The sequence below is a fragment of the Janthinobacterium sp. Mn2066 genome, assembly GCF_049319705.1.
Lineage (GTDB): Bacteria > Pseudomonadota > Gammaproteobacteria > Burkholderiales > Burkholderiaceae_D > Janthinobacterium.
The window spans coordinates 31815-47559 of record NZ_JBMOUF010000003.1; the positions used below are offsets into that span (position 1 = coordinate 31815).

Consider the following 15745-nt stretch of genomic DNA (forward strand, 5'->3'; position numbering starts at 1 on the left):
CCGCATGCTGGAATTTACCCTACTCAAGACTGACACGAGCGGCCTGACCAATGCACGCCGTGGCACCTTGAAACTGAACCACGGCGTCGTGCAGACGCCGATTTTCATGCCAGTGGGCACTTACGGCTCCGTGAAAGCCATGTCGCCGCTGGAACTCAATGAGATCGATGCGCAGATTATTCTGGGCAATACTTTCCACCTCTGGTTGCGTCCAGGCAACACCGTCATGGAGAAATTCGGCGGCTTGCACGGTTTCATGGGCTGGAACAAGCCGATCCTGACCGATTCCGGTGGTTTCCAGGTGTTTTCGCTGGGTGCCATGCGCAAGATCACGGAAGAGGGCGTGCATTTCAATTCGCCGATCAACGGCGATAAATTGTTTTTGTCGCCAGAAGTATCGATGCAGGTGCAGCGCGTCTTGAATTCCGACATCGTCATGCAATTCGACGAATGCACGCCGTACGAAATCGCCGGCCGTCCGGCCACCATCGAAGAGGCAGCGAAATCCATGCGCATGTCCTTGCGCTGGGCGCAGCGCTCGAAAGACGAATTCCACCGTGGTGAAAACCCGAATGCGCTGTTCGGCATCGTGCAGGGCGGCATGTATGAAATGCTGCGCGACGAATCCCTGGCCAAGCTGGAAGAGATCGATTTCCCTGGCCTGGCCATCGGCGGCCTGTCCGTCGGCGAGCCGAAGGAAGACATGATGCGCATGCTGGCCCACGTGGGCCCGCGCCTGCCGGCCAACAAGCCCCATTACCTGATGGGTGTCGGCACGCCGGAAGACCTGGTGGCCGGCGTCTCGAACGGCATCGACATGTTCGATTGCGTGATGCCGACCCGCAATGCGCGCAATGGCTGGCTGTTTACCCGTTTTGGCGACATCAAGATCAAGAATGCCAAATACAAGGAAGACCAGGCGCCGCTCGATGAAACCTGCACTTGCTACGCTTGCCGCAATTTCTCGCGTGCTTACCTGCATCATTTGCACCGCTCCAAGGAAATCCTCGGCGCCCGCTTGAATACCATCCATAATCTGCACTACTACCTGGACTTGATGCGCCAGATGCGTGAAGCGCTCGATGAAGACCGTTTCCATGCATTTACCCTGCAATTTCATGCTGAACGGGCCCGTGGCGCCTGAGTTAATAGCAATGCAATGATAATTTGGTATTAAGTTGACGCTTGGTGAGGGCGAGAAAGCATTGCATAATGCCTTTTTAGCCCCACTTAAAGCTGCCATGCCTGCAAATAAGGGCATGCCGTAATAAGCCAATGCTAGAATACAGCGCTATTTTTCAAACTGATTAGAACTGGAGTCACCGTGTTATTCATTTCCAACGCTTACGCGCAAGCCCCTACCGAAGCCCTGGGCCTCGGCGGCAACCTGACCAGCTTCCTGCCGCTGGTATTGATGTTCGTGGTCATGTATTTCCTGATGATCCGCCCACAGCAAAAACGCGCCAAAGAGCAAAGGGCAATGATGGACGCGCTGGCTAAAGGCGACGAAGTCGTGACCGCCGGCGGCTTGCTGGGCCGTGTCGTCAAGGTCGTCGATACCTACGTCACCATCGAAGTGGCAAGCGGCACCGAAGTTGTGGTGCAAAAAAGCGCTATCACCACTTTGTTGCCAAAAGGCACCCTGAAGGCACTGTAATTTTTCGCGGTCATCACCCGTGTGATGACTGACCGGGGCGGCTACCGGCCGCCCTACGCGACGCCTCCGACGCTCAACACTGAACGCTGAATCAATATGAATCGCTACCCTGCCTGGAAATACATCATCATTGCCGTCGCCTTGTTCCTGGGCGCACTGTACACGGCACCCAATTATTTCGGTGAATCACCGGCGCTGCAAGTGACCAGTGCCAAGTCGACTGTCAAAGTGACGAGCGATCTGACAGCGCAAGTCGAGCAAATATTGACGAAAGAGAATGTCAATTCGGAAGGCGCAACCTTTGACGGCGTTGGCAACCTGGCCTCCGTACGCGTGCGTTTCGCGGATCCCGATACCCAGTTCAAGGCAAAATCGGTACTGGAAAAAGATCTGAATACCGATCCTAGCGATCCGACCTATGTGGTCACCGTCAATTTGCAAGCCAATACGCCGAAATGGATGCAGAAACTGCATGCCTTGCCGATGTTCCTGGGGCTGGACTTGCGTGGTGGCGTGCACTTCCTGATGCAGGTCGACAGCAAAGCCGTCTTGACCAAGAAAGTACAAGGCATCCAGTCCGGTGCGCGCAGCCTGTTGCGCGACAAGAATATCCGTCATGCCGGCATCGAGCGCGTGGGCGACACTATTGAAATCAGCTTCCGCGACGCCGATACGCGCCTGAAAGCGAAAAACCTGCTGTCCGACCAGATGCAAGACCTGGTATTTGCCGATACCGGCGATGGCAGCGATCTGAAACTGATCGTCAGCCTGAAACCGGCCGCCCTGAAATCGACGCTGGACGAAGGCGTAAAACAAAATATCTCGACCCTGTCCAAGCGTGTCAACGAATTGGGCGTGGCTGAACCATTGATCCAGCAGCAAGGTCCTGACCGTATCGTGGTGCAATTGCCTGGCGTGCAAGACGTGGCCCGCGCGAAAGCCATTATCGGCCGCACGGCTACCCTGGAAGTGCGCCTGGTCGATGAAACCATCGTGCCTGGCAACGAACTGTCGAGCGCGATCCCATTCAACTCGGAATTGTTTACCGTTGGCAAGGGCGTTCCTGTCGTGCTGTCGAAAGACGTGATCCTGACGGGCGACTATATCTCCAGCGCCACGGCCAGCTTTGACCAGAATCAACAGCCATCCGTATCGATCGACCTGAACGGCGACGGCGGCCGCAAGATGCGTGAAGCGACCCGCGAACGCGTAGGCAAGCGCATGGCTATCGTACTGTTTGAAAAAGGCAAGCCTGAAGTGTTGTCCGTGGCGACTATCCAGCAGGAACTCGGTTCGCGCTTCCAGATCACCGGCATGGGCGGCGCTGAAAACGCCAATGAACTGGCGCTGCTGCTGCGCTCGGGCGCGCTGTCGGCGCCAATGACGGTGATTGAAGAACGTACCATCGGACCACAGCTGGGCGCTGAAAACATCGCCAAGGGCCTGCATTCGACCATGTACGGCTTCCTCGCGATCGCCGTCTTCATGATTATCTACTACATGATGTTCGGCGCGTTCAGCGTGCTGGCCCTGGCTTGCAACCTGTTGCTGCTGATCGCTCTGCTGTCGATGATCCAGGTTACGCTGACACTGCCGGGTATCGCGGCGATTGCGCTGGCGCTCGGGATGGCGATTGACGCCAACGTGCTGATTAACGAACGTATCCGGGAAGAGCTGCGCGCCGGCAGTACGCCGCAGGCAGCGATTGCGGCTGGTTTTGATCGCGCCTGGGCCACGATTCTGGACTCGAACGTGACCACCCTGATCGTCGGTATCGCCCTGCTGGCCTTCGGTAGCGGACCGGTGCGCGGCTTTGCCGTGGTGCACTGCCTGGGTATCCTGACCTCGATGTTCTCCGCCGTCTTCGTGTCGCGCGGCGTGGTCAACCTCTGGTATGGCCGCAAGAAAAAGCTGACCACGCTGTCGATCGGCACGGTCTGGGTGCCTGGCATCACCGGCAAATAAGCCACCAGCCAGGCTTACTCAATAGCGTCAACAGCGATAGCGTCCGGTGGCCCAGCCGCCGGACGCACAGAACAGAATACAGAGGATTTCATGGAATTTTTCCGGATCAAAAAAGATATTCCCTTCATGCGCCATGCGTTGATTTTCAACGTGATTTCGGCTCTTACCTTCGTTGCCGCCGTGTTCTTCCTGGTGCACAAGGGCTTGCACCTGTCGGTGGAATTCAAGGGCGGCACCGTGATGGAGGTCAAGTACCCGAAAGCGGCCAACCTGGAAGGCATCCGCCACACCCTGATCGGCATGGGCTATGAAGAGCCGGGCGTGACCAGCTTCGACACGGCGCGCGACGTGATGATCCGCCTGCCGGTGGAAAAAGACGTCAGCGCCGCCAACACCTCGCTGCGCGTGTTCGACGCCCTGTGCAAGGCTGAAAACGGCACCACCAAGGGTATCGATACGGTCACCGACAAGGGCGAGCACGTCGTCAAGAACGCCTGTATCGATGCGGCTGGCAATGAATCGGTCGACTTGCAAAAAGTGGAATTCGTCGGTCCGCAAGTGGGTGAAGAGCTGGCGCAAAACGGCTTGAACGCGCTGGTGATGGTGATCATCGGCGTGATGATTTACCTGGCGATCCGCTTCGAGTGGAAATACGCGGTGTCCGCCATTTTCGCGAACTTGCATGACGTGGTCATCATCCTGGGCTTCTTCGCCTACTTCCAGTGGGAATTCTCGCTGACGGTGCTGGCGGCGATCCTGGCCGTGCTGGGCTACTCCGTCAACGAATCGGTGGTTATTTTCGACCGTATCCGCGAAAACTTCCGCAAGCAGCGCAAGGCGACCGTGCATGAAGTGATCGACAATGCGATCACCAGCACCATCTCGCGTACCATCATCACCCACGGCTGTACCCAGATGATGGTCTTGTCGATGCTGTTCTTCGGCGGCCAGACCCTGCATTACTTCGCCGTGGCGCTGACCATCGGTATCTGCTTCGGTATTTACTCGTCCGTGTTCGTCGCTGCCGCGATTGCCATGTGGCTGGGCGTGAAGCGTGAAGACTTGATCAAGCCGGTCAAGGAAAAAGACGAAACCGACGGCGCCGTAGTTTAAGTAAGCGTTCGAGGCCATAGCGATGCCGCCCCGCGCAAGCCGGGCGGCATTTTTTATTGAGGTAGCGATTTGTGTAAAGCGAGAGTGCCATGAGCCGTAGCGGCCGTTTATTCCTGCTGATGGACGCCATGCGCGGCAAGCGGGTGCCGGTGACGGCGGCTGTGCTGGCGCAGCAACTGGGCGTATCTGAACGCACCATCTATCGCGACATCCAGACCCTGGCCGAACTGGGCGCGCCGTTGCAGGGCGAGGCGGGCATCGGTTATGTGCTGCGCAAGGGCGTATTTTTACCGCCGCTGATGTTTGGCGCCGACGAACTCGAAGCGCTGGTGCTGGGCGCGCGCTGGGTGCGGCGCCAGGGCGATGCGGACTTGGCGCAGGCCGCCAACAAGGCGCTGGCGAAGATCGCCGCCGCGTCCCCCAGCGATCTGCGCGACAGCATGGCGGGCACCAGCCTGTGGGTGCCGCTGGGCCGGCCCGCCGATGGCAGCGAAGTGGCTGACCGTTTCGTGCAGCCGGTGCGTGTAGCCATCCGCCACGAGCAGAAAATCACGATGGGCTATGCGGATGAACACGGCGCCGCCACCGAGCGCACCGTGTGGCCGTTCGCCCTGGCGTATTTCGAGGGCAAGCGCCTGCTGGCTGCCTGGTGCGAATTGCGCGGCGATTACCGCCATTTCCGCATCGACCGCATCGCCAGCGTGGACAGCGGCGAGCGTTATCCCACGCGCCGCCATGCGCTGCTGAAGGTCTGGCGCGAAAAATACGATATCGATCCGGAGGACTGAGGCTACTGACAAAAACTGTCAGTGCCGGATTCTACGATGACGTCTTCTTCACTGACCGGAGTTTGCGCCATGCGTTTATACCACCACCCCATGTCTTCCAATGCCCGCCGTGCCCTGATGACGGCGATCCACCTCGAGCTGCCTCTGGAGTTGACCGAAGTCAACCTGATGAGCGCCGATGACCGCCGCCTGCTGGGCGAGCTGAACTTGAATGGCAAGCTGCCGGTGCTGGCCGATGGCGACTTCTTGCTGTGGGAATCGTGCGCCATCATGCAGTACCTGGCTGACCAGGTACCGGGACAGACGATTTATCCGCAGGCGCCACAGGCACGCGCCGACGTCAACCGCTGGCTGTTCTGGGCTAGCCAGCATTTTGCACCGGCCGTGGCCGTGCTGGCATGGGAACATGCGTGGAAAGGCATGACGGGCCAGGGCGGGCCCGATCCGCTGGAAGTGGCGCGCGGCGAGCGTGAACTGGCTACCTACGCGACCGTGCTCGATACCCACCTGGCGGGGCGTGAGTGGTTGAGCGGCGATAGCTTGACCCTGGCCGATTTTGCCGTGGCCGCGCCGCTGATGTATAGCGAACGCCTCAACTTGCCGCTGGCGCCCTACCCGCATCTGCTGGCCTGGCGCCAGCGGGTGCAGCAGTTGCGCGCCTGGCAAGCAACGGAAGTGACCCTGATTCCCGCATGAATGTGTGCGCTAAGTGTGCCAACGCACGGAGCAGGCCATTTGGCGCGCCTAAGATAGGGCTGTCTCTTTCAGGACATCCCTAGCTTTGGACTTTACCCGCTTTCGAGCGGGTTTTTTTTGTCCTGTTTTTTGTACACTCTTAGTGCATCAGCACCTTGAGCAGCGACTGCACTTCGTCGTCCGACTCGGCCAGGATGCTCGACAAGGTGGCTTCGTCGCCGATCACGCAATCGATGCTGCGGGCGGCGCGGGCAGCCCGCACGGCGATGGCGGCCGGGCTTTCATTGAGGGGCGAGGCGACCGGCGCCAGGTCGTTCGCCAGCAGCAGGGTGTCGCCCAGCGATTCCGGTGGAATCGCGCGCAAGCCTTCCCACAGCGAGGTGATGGCCTGCATCACGGCTTCCGGCACCTTGAGTTTGGTCAATACGCCATGGCCGATCGCCTGTTCGCCATGCTCGACCCAGTCATGCGGATCGCCATCGAGGATGCCAGGAAACTCGGCCGCGCGCGACAGCAGATAAAAGCCGCCCACTTCATGCACGATACCGGCAAACAGCGCCGTATCCGGGTCGACTTTGGTCACCCGGCGCGCGATCACCTGCGATAGCGCCGCCACATGGGCCGTATGCTCCCACAGCTGGTTGGCCTTGGCTTGCAGCACCGGATCGCTGATGGTGCTGCCCAGCTGGCGCACGATCAGCGAGGCCACTACCGACTGCAAGGTCCGCACGCCGAGGCGCTGCACGGCATTGCGCACGCTGGTGATTTCATTGCCCGAGCGGTTGAACGCCACCGAATTGGCAATCGCCACCGTACGCGCGGCCAGCAGCGGGTCTGCCTGCACCAGCTTGGCGGCCGCCTCGATATGGCAATCGGGATCGGCCAGCGCCTGCTGCAGTTTCAGCGAGGCATCCACATTGGCAGGAAAGGTCAGCTCGCCACGAGCAGCTTGTGCGGCGATGCTTTTAAAGGCGTCGAGTCTGTTCATTGAAAAAATTATACTCGCAATATTTCTTCACAGAACTTTTTAAATGTGATCTTTTCGCAAATAGTGGCTGGATGGAGCAGCAACTTCCCCGCAAATAAAAAAAGACATGCCACAGTCGCCGCGGCATGTCTTTTTTAAAATATTGGTGTTTGCTTATTAATATTCGAAGGCGCTTAATTATTCTCGCTGAAAATCGCGTCGCAGCCTTCGACCAGTTCGTCGCTGCCTTCCAGTTCATCCGTCAAGCCCAGGTCGAACAGTTCTTCGACGGCGTTCATGAAGCTGTTGTGCTTGGTTGCGCCGATCAGGCGGTAGATTTCGCCGTCCTCATTGCGCACGCCGATGATCAGTTTTTCCTGGCGTACCAGTTCCGGCGTGCTGGCGTTGAGCAAGAGGTTGCCGATGATGTGTTTATCGAAATGTGCGGGTTTTTTGCCGTCGAGCAGGGTGGTTTTCAACTTGGTTTCCTTTGTCTTGTTTGAATCTGAGTCTGTCTGATATGTTGTCAGCTACGGCTGTTGGCGATGGCATGTTTCAGTCCCGCCAGTGTTGTTTCCAGGCGCACAAAGTCGTCTTCGGTATAGCCGGTAAATAAACTCTGGCCTTCCCTGGTCAGCTTGGGGAAGACCTCGTTAAACAGGCTTTCCCCCTCGCAGCTCAGGCGCACGAAGTATAAGCGCTTGTCGCGCGTGCAGCGCTTCCTGACGACTAATCCCTTTTGCTCCAGCCGGTCGACCACGCCCGTCAGCGTGCCCTTGGTGATCAGGGTTTTCTGGCCCAGTTCCTTGAAGGACATGCCGCTGGTATTACCCAGCGTGGCGATGATGTCGAATTGTGCATGCGTCAAGCCATACCCGCGCACGAAGTCGCTTGCAAAGCGTTCGAAGTCTTGCATGCATTCGGCCAGCAGCCGGATACTTTTTAAATATCGTTCACCCATAGGCCATGATTATATCCTTCTGCCCCGTTTTTTTCCGGTGCACCCGGCCGCGCACATGACGGGCCCGGCAATGAAGAACTCCGTGGTCCAAAATGGTGCGAACCCGAGTATCATAGCCGGACCCCAGCCATTGCTCCGACCCGCCCCTGCCGATGTCCTTCGCCAACCTTGCCCGTATCGGCCTCGATAAACCTGTGCGCCTGTTGCTGATCCATGCCGGCGATGCCGAATCGATCACCTGGGCCGGCCTGGTGCAGCCGCTGCGCCTGTGCGCGCGCGCGCTGGGGCCGGACGCGCTGCAACTCGACATCCGCACGCCGGCGCAAGTGGCCGAGCAGGGCGGCAACTGGCATATCGCGCTGCTGGTGGCCGATGAAACGGAAACGCCTTTGCGCGCCGAACTGTGCCGCGCCGTGATCGAACGCTCCCGCTCGGCGCCGTTCTGGGGGGGCGTGGGCGCGGCCGTGCTGTGGCTGGCCGACGCCGGCGTGATGGATGGCGTGCGGATCGCCTTGCCCTGGGCCTTGTACGCCGACGCGGAAGCCAAGGCCGAACGGGCCATTCTGACGCCGCATTTGTTCGATATCGATGGCCCCCACATCACCTGCTGCGGTGGCGCCGCCAGCATCGACTTTGCGCTGACCCTGATCGACACCATATTTGGCGCCGACGTGCAGGCGCTGATCAAGGAAGCCTTGTGCGTGGACAAGGTGCGCGGCAAGGAAGAGCGCCAGCGCGTGGCCTTGCAGGCGCGTTTCGGCCTGCTGCAGCCGAAATTGTCTGAAGCCGTGACCTTGATGGAAGCCAATATCGAAGAACCGCTGTCGACGGATGACATCGCCAGCCTGGTGGGCCTGTCGCGGCGCCAGCTGGAGCGGCTGTTCAAGCAATACCTGGGCAGCCTGCCCTCGCGCTACTACCTGGAACTGCGCTTGCAGCGGGCGCGGCAATTATTGCTTGATACACATTATTCCATCGTGCAAGTCGGCCTGATGTGCGGTTTCTCCTCGGGATCGCACTTTTCCACGGCCTTTGGCACCTTATTTGGCAATACTCCCCGCGAAGAACGCCAGCGCAAGCTGATGCCGCCGATATGAAGCAGTGATCAATTGTGAAAATCCTTGTCGCAGATTCAAAAGAGTTTTAGCATCCCGCTTTTTATAATGCCGTACACGCGTAGCTGTCGTAGCTGCGGGAGTACCTAACATACTGATGGGGAAATGCTATGAATGCCAAGCTTGATTCGACCGTAACCGCGCGCCCAGTCACCCGGGAAACCTTTGACCAGTTCCTGGTGCCTACCTACGCTCCCGCCGCCATGGTGCCGGTGCGTGCCGCTGGCCTGGACCTGTGGGACCAGGCCGGCAAGCATTACCTCGATTTCACTTCCGGCATTGCCGTGACCAGCCTGGGCCACTGCAATCCGGTACTGGTCGATGCCTTGACCAAGCAAATCAATTCGCTGTGGCACCTGGGCAACGGCTACACCAATGAGCCCGTGCTGCGCCTGGCGCAAGCGCTGACGGAAGCGACCTTCGCCGACCGCGCGTTTTTCTGCAATTCCGGCGCGGAAGCCAATGAAGCGGCCCTGAAACTGGCGCGCAAATACGCGCACAACAAGTTTGGCGCGCATAAATCGCGCATTATTTCCTGCTTCAGCTCCTTCCATGGCCGTACCCTGTTCACGGTCTCCGTCGGTGGCCAGGCCAAGTACACGGAAGGCTTCGAGCCGCTGCCGCAGGAAATCAACCATATCGCCTACAACGACATCGAAGCGGCGCGCGCCGCCATCGGCGACGACGTGTGCGCCGTGATCGTCGAGCCGGTACAAGGCGAAGGCGGCGTGGTGCCTGGCAATCCGGAATTCCTCAAGGAACTGCGCGCCCTGTGCGACAAGACCGGCGCCCTGCTGATTTTTGATGAAGTCCAGTCCGGCATGGGCCGCACCGGCGCGCTGTTCGCCTACATGGGTTATGGCGTCACGCCAGACATCCTGACGGCTGCCAAGGCCCTGGGCAATGGCTATCCGATCGGCGCCATGCTGACCACCGATGCGCTGGCGCAAACCCTGGCCGTCGGCACCCACGGCACCACCTACGGCGGCAACCCGCTGGCTGCCACCGTGGCCCTGAAAGTGCTGGAAACGATCAACACGCCAGCCTTCCTGGCCCGCGTCAAGGAAGCCAGCGTGGCCACCATCGCCATGCTGCAAGGCTTGATCACGGACTACCCGCAAGTGTTCTCGGCCGTGCGCGGCAGCGGTTTGCTGCTGGGCCTGGTCGTCAGCGATGCCTACAAAGGCCGCGCGAAAGACATCCAGAAAGCGGCCGAGCTGCAAGGCTTGATGGTGCTGATCGCCGGCATGGACGTGGTGCGCCTGGCGCCGGCCCTGATCGTCTCGGACGCACAGATCGCTGAAGCTGGCCGCCTGCTGCGCGCTGCCGTGGAAAGCCTGATCAAGGCCTGAGTCCTGATCACCTCGTGATCTCCATGTGATCGCACCGGCCCGCGGCCTAGCCGCGGGCCGTCTTGGTTCTGCCCCAGTATCATCTGCATTGAAGGAGTATCCATGTATGTTGTCCGTCCGGTAGAAATTGCAGATATCGCGGCCCTCGAAGCGCTGGCCGCGGTAACCATGCCGGGTGTCCATACCCTGCCGAAGACGCGCGAGAAAATCGCCGCCTCCGTCGAGCGCTCCATCGCCTCGTTTGCCGCCCACGTCGACATCCCCAGCGAAGAGTCGTATCTCTTCGTGCTTGAATCCCTGCTCGACAAGAGCATTGCCGGCACGGCCGCCATCTTTGCCTCGGCCGGCTCGAACGGCACCTATTTTTCTTTCCGCAACGACGTCATCCAGCAAGTCTCGCGCGACCTGAACATCAGCCACAGCGTGCATGCGCTGACCCTGTGTTCGGAGCTGACGGCGTACTCGCAATTGTCCGGTTTCTATGTGCGCAATATGGACCAGGCGGGCCTGGAAGCGGCCTTGCTGTCGCGTGCGCGCCTGCTGTTTGCTGTCCTGGCGCCGCACCGTTTCGGCGACCGCTTCTTCGTGCCGCTGGCCGGCATCACCGATAGCGACGGCCAGTCGCCATTCTGGGATGCGCTGGGCCGCAAGTTCTTCCAGATGGATTTTCTCGATGCCGAAAAAGTCATCGGCGGGGCGCGCAACCGCACCCTGATCGTCGAACTGATGCCGCATTACCCCGTGTACGTGCCGCTGCTGCCAGGCGACGCGCAGGCGGCCATGGGCCAGATCCACCCGAGCGGCGAGCTGGCTTTTAATCTGCTGACGGAGGAAGGCTTTGAAGCGGACGATTACATCGACATTTTCGATGGCGGCCCTATCCTGCAAGCCCACAAGAATTCGCTGCGCTCGTTCACCGGTTCGCTCACGCGCCGCGCCGTATTGGGCGCCGCGCCCAGCCGCACCGGCCTGAAAGTAAACTATGCGATCGCTTCCGGCGCCGAGCGCAATTTCCGCGCCGTGACGTTCAGCTGCGATGCGCTCGAAGCGCAGGACACGGTCGGCCTGCCGGCCGAACTGCTCGAAGCGCTGGCCGTGTCCGCCGGCGACAGCGTCATTTGCGTACGCATCTAAGGGAGACATTGTATGCTAGTAGTACGCGCCATCAACGCCAATGACCTGGACGCCCTGTACGACCTGGCCAGCCAGGTCGGCACCGGCATGACCACCCTCAAGCCCGACATGAAAATGCTGGGCGACCGCCTGGCAATCGCCTGCGCCTCGTTTGCCGAAACCATCCCCGTGCCCCAGCGCGACTATATGTTCGTGATGGAAGACACCGACACGGGCCGCCTGGCCGGCGTGTGCGCCATCAAGGGCGCGGTGGGCCTGGAAGAGCCGTTTTATAACTACCGCATCGGCACCCTGGTTCATTCCAGCCGCGAACTCGATGTGTTTACGCGCATGGAAACGCTGTACCTGTCGAATGACCTGACGGGCAGCACCGAACTGTGCTCGCTGTTTTTGCACCCCGACTACCGCAGCGGCAACAACGGCAAGCTGCTGTCGAAAAGCCGCTTCCTGTTCATCGCCCAGTTCCCGCAGCTGTTCACGGAAAAGCTGATCGCCGAAATGCGCGGCTACCAGGCGCCGGACGGCAGCTCGCCGTTCTACGAAGGCCTGGGCCGCCATTTCTTCAAGATGGATTTCCACCACGTCGACGATCTCACCAGCCTGGGCAAGAAATCGTTCATCGCCGAGCTGATGCCGCGCCAGCCCATGTATGTTGCCTACCTGCCCGACGAAGCGCAGGAAGTGATCGGCAAGGTGCATCTGAGCACGGCGCCGGCGCGCCGGCTGCTGGAACAGGAAGGCCTGCACTTCGAAGGCTATGTCGATATTTTCGACGCCGGTCCCGTGCTGCAGGCGCGCGTGTCGGAACTGCGCGCCATGCGCGACAGCATGCCGGCCGTGCTTGCCGACGCGGAAGCACTGGGTGACGAGACCGCCGACGCCGAGCCTTACCTGGTATCGAACACCGATTTACAGGATTTCCGCATGATCGTCTCGAACGCGAATCCGCACGGCGGCAAGCTGGCCTTGTCCGACGATGAACTGCAGCTGCTGCGTTGCCAGCACGGCGACACCGTGCGCACCTTGTCACTCAACCCGAGGAAGAATCCCCATGCCTGATCTCAATAGCACGCAATCGAACTTCATCAACGGCGCCTGGAGCGCTGGCGGCGGCCGTGAACTGGTCACCGTCGATCCATCGAACGGCAAGCAGACCTGGGCCAGCCTGGAAGCGACCCCGGCACAGGTGGAACAGGCTTGCCAGGCTGCCCGCGACGCGTTTGAAGGCTGGGCCGAGACACCGGTGGAAGAACGTATCGCCATCTGTGTACGCTTCCGCGACCTGTTGAAGGAACATGCCGAAGAACTGGCGCTGCTGATCTCGGAAGAAGTGGGCAAACCGCTGTGGGAATCGCGCACGGAAGTGGCCACCATGGCCAACAAGATCGATATTTCGGTGCAGTCGTACAACGCGCGCACCGGCATCACGCAAAGCAAAGTCGCCGATGGCGACGCCGTGCTGCGCCACCGCCCGCATGGCGTGTTCGGCGTGTTCGGCCCGTATAACTTCCCCGGCCACCTGCCCAATGGCCACATCGTGCCGGCCCTGATCGCCGGTAACACCGTGGTCTTCAAACCCAGCGAATATGCGCCGCGTAGCGCCGTGAAAACGGTGCAGCTGTGGCAGCAGGCCGGTGTGCCCAATGGCGTGATCAACCTCGTCAACGGCGGTCGCGACACGGGCGTGGCGCTGGGCGCCCAGCCTTTGCTCGACGGCGTGCTGTTTACGGGTTCCTGCCAGACGGGTGTCAGCCTGCACCGCCAGTTCGGCGGCCAGCCGGGCAAGATGCTGGCGCTGGAAATGGGCGGCAATAACTCCTTGGTGGTGTGGGATATCCAGGACGTGGACGCCGCCGTGCACCACGCGATTTTCTCCGCGTTTGTGTCGGCCGGCCAGCGCTGCACCTGCGCGCGCCGCCTCGTGGTGCAGGATAACGCCGCCGGTGCCGCCTTTGTGGCGCGCCTGGTGGAAGTGGCGGGCAAACTGGGCATAGGCGCATCCGACGCCCAGCCGCAACCGTTCATGGGCCCTGTGGTCTCCGCCGCCGTGGCCGCGCGCCTGGTGCAGGCGCAGGCCGATATGGTCGCGAAAGGTGGCGTCAGCTTGCTGCAGATGCGCCAGTTGAATCCGCAGGCAGGCTTCGTCACGGCCGGCATCGTCGACGTGACCAATGCCACCGGCATTCCCGACGAAGAGTGGTTCGGCCCCTTGCTGCAAGTGATACGCGTGGCCGACTTCAAGACTGCCCTGAAAGTGGCGAACGCCACCGAATTCGGTTTGGCGGCAGCCTTGTTGTCGGACGATCCGGCCTTGTGGCAAACCTTCCAGGTGCGCGCCCGCGCCGGCATCATCAACTGGAACCGCCCGACCACGGGCGCAGCCAGCACGGCGCCGTTCGGCGGCATCGGTAAATCAGGCAACCATCGCCCGAGCGCTTATTACGCGGCCGATTACTGCGCCTACCCGGTCGCCTCGATCGAGAATGGCGTACTGGAAATGCCGGCCAAGCTGTCGCCCGGCCTGAATTTTTAAAGGAATACCATGCATAGCACGCGCGAATACAATTTTGACGGCCTGGTCGGCCCATCGCATAACTACGCGGGGCTCTCGTTTGGCAACGTGGCCTCGTTCAGCAATGTGAAAAGCGCTTCGAATCCGAAGCAGGCAGCCTTGCAGGGACTGGCCAAGATGCGCGCACTGGCCGCGCGCGGTTTTGCACAAGCCTTGCTGCCGCCGCAGGACCGGCCCAACTTCCGCCTGCTGCGCAGTATCGGCTTTACGGGTAGCGACGCCGAAGTGCTGGCGCGTGCCTACAAGGAGTCGCCGGTGATACTGGCGTGTGCGTATTCCGCTTCGCCCATGTGGACCGCCAATGCCGCCACCGTCAGCCCGTCGGCCGACACGCAGGATGGCCGCGTGCATTTCACGGCCGCCAACCTGAATAACAAATTGCACCGCGCGTTTGAACATGCACAATCGGCGCGCAGCCTGCGCGCCATTTTCAAGGACGAACAGCACTTCGCCGTGCACGATGCGCTGCCCTCGACGCCCGCCTTTGGCGACGAAGGCGCGGCCAACCACACGCGCCTGGGCGCGTCCCACGGCGCGCCCTCGGTGGAACTGTTCGTATATGGCCGCGTGGAATTCGACCCGTCGGCGCCATCACCGAAACGCTACCCGGCCCGCCAGACCCTGGAAGCTTCGCAAGCCGTGGCGCGCCTGCATGGCCTCGATGCCAGGCGCACCGTCTACGTGCAGCAAAACCCGGACGTGATCGACCAGGGCGTTTTCCACAACGACGTGATCGCCGTCGGCAATGGCAATGTGCTGTTCTACCATGAGCAGGCATTTGCCGATGAAGAGGCCAGCCTGTCGCAGCTGCACCGTGCCGTGGCCGCCACCGGCGCCGAACTGCAGGCGCTGCGCGTGGACACGGGCCAGGTGCCGATCGCGGACGCCGTCAGCAGTTATCTGTTCAACAGCCAGTTGCTGAGCAAGGATGGCGGCAAGATGGCGCTGGTGATACCGCAGGAATGCCAGGAAAACAAGGCCGTTTCACGCTACCTGGAAGGCCTGGTGGCCAGCGGCGGGCCGGTCGATGAATTGATCCATTTTGATTTGCGCCAGAGCATGCGCAATGGCGGTGGCCCGGCCTGTCTGCGCCTGCGCGTGGCGTTGACCGAGACGGAAGCGCGCGCCATGCACCAGGGCGTGATCATGACGGAAACGCTGTACCATCGCCTGGTGGCCTGGGTCGGGCAGCATTACCGCGACCATCTGGAACCGGGCGACCTGGCCGATCCGCAGCTGGCGCTGGAAGTGCATGCAGCGCTTGAAGAATTGACGATCATCCTCAACTTACCGGGATTGTATGATTTGTAGGCGATAGAAAAAATAAACAAGAAATCAGGGACAGACTATTCGTAGTACAGACAGAATTGGACGGGCGACCCCCGTCTTTTAACAGCGCTGCCGCCCAGCCACAAGCCCGAACGA

Annotated in this window: 15 protein-coding genes; 12 read left to right on the forward strand and 3 right to left on the reverse strand. The window is 60.5% G+C overall.

Going from position 1 to position 15745, the window contains the following annotated elements; genetic code table 11:
- Positions 1 to 4: 4 nt before the first annotated feature.
- The 6 genes from tgt (at position 5) to ACL9RI_RS06490 (ending at position 6219) form a co-directional block, all read left to right on the forward strand.
- Positions 5 to 1144, forward strand: coding sequence for a tRNA guanosine(34) transglycosylase Tgt (tgt, locus tag ACL9RI_RS06465; protein ID WP_422725764.1), 1140 nt, complete (start codon positions 5 to 7; stop codon positions 1142 to 1144).
- 180 nt (positions 1145 to 1324) lie between these two features.
- Positions 1325 to 1657 (forward strand): preprotein translocase subunit YajC, encoded by a 333-nt coding sequence (gene yajC / locus ACL9RI_RS06470; protein WP_422725765.1) that lies wholly within the window; start codon positions 1325 to 1327, stop codon positions 1655 to 1657.
- Between the two features lie 96 nt (positions 1658 to 1753).
- Positions 1754 to 3622, forward strand: coding sequence for a protein translocase subunit SecD (gene secD / locus ACL9RI_RS06475; protein ID WP_422725766.1), 1869 nt, complete (start codon positions 1754 to 1756; stop codon positions 3620 to 3622).
- Between the two features lie 90 nt (positions 3623 to 3712).
- The gene (gene secF / locus ACL9RI_RS06480) at positions 3713 to 4735 is read left to right on the forward strand and encodes a protein translocase subunit SecF (protein WP_422725767.1); all 1023 of its coding nucleotides are present in this window, start codon (positions 3713 to 3715) and stop codon (positions 4733 to 4735) included.
- A gap of 89 nt (positions 4736 to 4824) precedes the next feature.
- Positions 4825 to 5523: a helix-turn-helix transcriptional regulator gene (locus ACL9RI_RS06485; protein ID WP_422725768.1), complete on the forward strand. Its 699-nt coding sequence runs from the start codon at positions 4825 to 4827 to the stop codon at positions 5521 to 5523.
- Between the two features lie 69 nt (positions 5524 to 5592).
- A complete protein-coding gene (locus ACL9RI_RS06490; protein ID WP_422725769.1) occupies positions 5593 to 6219 on the forward strand; it encodes a glutathione S-transferase family protein in 627 nt (208 codons plus the stop codon).
- A gap of 139 nt (positions 6220 to 6358) precedes the next feature.
- Here ACL9RI_RS06490 and ACL9RI_RS06495 read toward each other — a convergent pair whose 3' ends face one another.
- The 3 genes from ACL9RI_RS06495 to ACL9RI_RS06505 all read right to left on the reverse strand — a co-directional run bounded on the left by ACL9RI_RS06495 (position 6359) and on the right by ACL9RI_RS06505 (position 8102).
- Complete coding sequence (locus ACL9RI_RS06495) at positions 6359 to 7207, reverse strand: HDOD domain-containing protein (RefSeq protein WP_422725770.1); 849 nt, start codon at positions 7205 to 7207, stop codon at positions 6359 to 6361.
- 173 nt (positions 7208 to 7380) lie between these two features.
- A complete protein-coding gene (locus ACL9RI_RS06500; RefSeq protein WP_422725771.1) occupies positions 7381 to 7665 on the reverse strand; it encodes a hypothetical protein in 285 nt (94 codons plus the stop codon).
- A 47-nt stretch (positions 7666 to 7712) separates the two neighbouring features.
- Entirely contained in the window at positions 7713 to 8102 is a 390-nt protein-coding gene (locus tag ACL9RI_RS06505) for a MarR family winged helix-turn-helix transcriptional regulator (RefSeq protein WP_422725772.1), read from the reverse strand.
- Positions 8103 to 8299: 197 nt separating this feature from the next.
- Between ACL9RI_RS06505 and ACL9RI_RS06510 the strand changes: the two genes are divergently transcribed.
- The 6 genes from ACL9RI_RS06510 (at position 8300) to astB (ending at position 15631) form a co-directional block, all read left to right on the forward strand.
- The gene (locus ACL9RI_RS06510) at positions 8300 to 9244 is read left to right on the forward strand and encodes a GlxA family transcriptional regulator (RefSeq protein WP_422725773.1); all 945 of its coding nucleotides are present in this window, start codon (positions 8300 to 8302) and stop codon (positions 9242 to 9244) included.
- A gap of 128 nt (positions 9245 to 9372) precedes the next feature.
- Positions 9373 to 10614 carry an acetylornithine/succinylornithine family transaminase gene (gene astC / locus ACL9RI_RS06515; RefSeq protein WP_422725774.1) on the forward strand — a complete coding sequence of 414 codons (1242 nt, stop codon included), beginning with the start codon at positions 9373 to 9375 and terminating at the stop codon, positions 10612 to 10614.
- A gap of 102 nt (positions 10615 to 10716) precedes the next feature.
- On the forward strand, positions 10717 to 11748 hold the full coding sequence (locus ACL9RI_RS06520) for an arginine N-succinyltransferase (protein WP_422725775.1): 1032 nt from the start codon (positions 10717 to 10719) through the stop codon (positions 11746 to 11748).
- A gap of 12 nt (positions 11749 to 11760) precedes the next feature.
- Entirely contained in the window at positions 11761 to 12807 is a 1047-nt protein-coding gene (astA, locus tag ACL9RI_RS06525) for an arginine N-succinyltransferase (RefSeq protein ID WP_422725776.1), read from the forward strand.
- On the forward strand, positions 12800 to 14281 hold the full coding sequence (gene astD, locus ACL9RI_RS06530; RefSeq protein ID WP_422725777.1) for a succinylglutamate-semialdehyde dehydrogenase: 1482 nt from the start codon (positions 12800 to 12802) through the stop codon (positions 14279 to 14281). The genes astA and astD overlap by 8 nt, the downstream gene beginning before the upstream one ends.
- 9 nt (positions 14282 to 14290) lie before the next feature.
- Positions 14291 to 15631 carry an N-succinylarginine dihydrolase gene (gene astB, locus ACL9RI_RS06535; protein ID WP_422725778.1) on the forward strand — a complete coding sequence of 447 codons (1341 nt, stop codon included), beginning with the start codon at positions 14291 to 14293 and terminating at the stop codon, positions 15629 to 15631.
- Positions 15632 to 15745 lie beyond the last annotated feature (114 nt).

What these genes read in the sequence shown, in the direction of transcription:
- ACL9RI_RS06510 (WP_422725773.1), top strand. Translation starts at nt 8,300, where the DNA reads ATGTCCTTCGCCAACCTTGCCCGTATCGGCCTCGATAAACCTGTGCGC.
- ACL9RI_RS06490 (WP_422725769.1), top strand. Translation starts at nt 5,593, where the DNA reads ATGCGTTTATACCACCACCCCATGTCTTCCAATGCCCGCCGTGCCCTG.
- astB (WP_422725778.1), top strand. Translation starts at nt 14,291, where the DNA reads ATGCATAGCACGCGCGAATACAATTTTGACGGCCTGGTCGGCCCATCG.
- ACL9RI_RS06520 (WP_422725775.1), top strand. Translation starts at nt 10,717, where the DNA reads ATGTATGTTGTCCGTCCGGTAGAAATTGCAGATATCGCGGCCCTCGAA.
- ACL9RI_RS06505 (WP_422725772.1), bottom strand. Translation starts at nt 8,102, where the DNA reads ATGCAAGACTTCGAACGCTTTGCAAGCGACTTCGTGCGCGGGTATGGC.
- astA (WP_422725776.1), top strand. Translation starts at nt 11,761, where the DNA reads ATGCTAGTAGTACGCGCCATCAACGCCAATGACCTGGACGCCCTGTAC.
- secD (WP_422725766.1), top strand. Translation starts at nt 1,754, where the DNA reads ATGAATCGCTACCCTGCCTGGAAATACATCATCATTGCCGTCGCCTTG.
- secF (WP_422725767.1), top strand. Translation starts at nt 3,713, where the DNA reads ATGGAATTTTTCCGGATCAAAAAAGATATTCCCTTCATGCGCCATGCG.
- tgt (WP_422725764.1), top strand. Translation starts at nt 5, where the DNA reads ATGCTGGAATTTACCCTACTCAAGACTGACACGAGCGGCCTGACCAAT.
- ACL9RI_RS06495 (WP_422725770.1), bottom strand. Translation starts at nt 7,207, where the DNA reads ATGAACAGACTCGACGCCTTTAAAAGCATCGCCGCACAAGCTGCTCGT.
- astD (WP_422725777.1), top strand. Translation starts at nt 12,800, where the DNA reads ATGCCTGATCTCAATAGCACGCAATCGAACTTCATCAACGGCGCCTGG.
- astC (WP_422725774.1), top strand. Translation starts at nt 9,373, where the DNA reads ATGAATGCCAAGCTTGATTCGACCGTAACCGCGCGCCCAGTCACCCGG.
- ACL9RI_RS06485 (WP_422725768.1), top strand. Translation starts at nt 4,825, where the DNA reads ATGAGCCGTAGCGGCCGTTTATTCCTGCTGATGGACGCCATGCGCGGC.